Origin of the sequence: Shewanella sp. 10N.286.52.C2 (assembly GCF_002874545.1) — a bacterium.
GTDB lineage: Bacteria > Pseudomonadota > Gammaproteobacteria > Enterobacterales > Shewanellaceae > Shewanella.
In genome coordinates, this window is the sequence record NZ_MCTV01000051.1 from 1 (window position 1) to 707 (window position 707).

General features: G+C 46.4%; 1 protein-coding gene. It reads left to right on the forward strand.

Annotated features, from left to right (window positions below; translation table 11 throughout):
• Window positions 1-707: Ig-like domain-containing protein (locus tag BCU94_RS16650; protein WP_133149801.1), on the forward strand; the 707-nt coding region annotated here is incomplete at both ends.

A 707-nucleotide genomic window follows, 5' to 3' on the forward strand; every position in this document is an offset into this window, starting at 1 on the left:
GTGACCATTACTATTGTGGGTGCCAATGACGGCCCTATCGCGGTCGATGATGAAATCTTTATAGCAGAAGATGTTGTCTTTAATTCAACTGTTGATTTGGATGCCAATGATTCAGATCTAGATGGCGACGCACTTTCTGTTATTGAAGGCACCTTTACCACAACGGAAGGTGGCACTATTGTGATTGCCGCAGATGGCAGTTACTCCTACACGCCTCCATTGGACTTTAATGGCGTAGATACTGTTGAATATACTGTAACTGACGGCACGGCAACTGATACGGCAACCCTCACCATTAATGTTGGCGCTGAAAATGATGCCCCAGACTTAGTGGCTGATGTTGATAGTGTTGATGAAAATACCACTGTAACAGCAGATGCAGCTAATGGCGTATTGAGCAACGATAGTGACTTAGATGGCGACGCACTAAGTGTCACTGGGATCCATTCTGGTGTGTCAGGCACAAACACTGCGGTTACTGCTGGACAACCTGGGGTGATCGCCAATGAATATGGCACATTAACTATCAACTCTGATGGTAGTTACACGTTTATCGCTAATGGCGCATCTTCAGAAGCGTTACCAGATGGCGTGACTGCCAATGCCGTATTTACTTATACTGCAACAGACGGCACTCAATCTCTAACGCAAACACTCACCATCACAATCACTGGCGCCAATGACCCTGCGGATATCACCGTTGATGT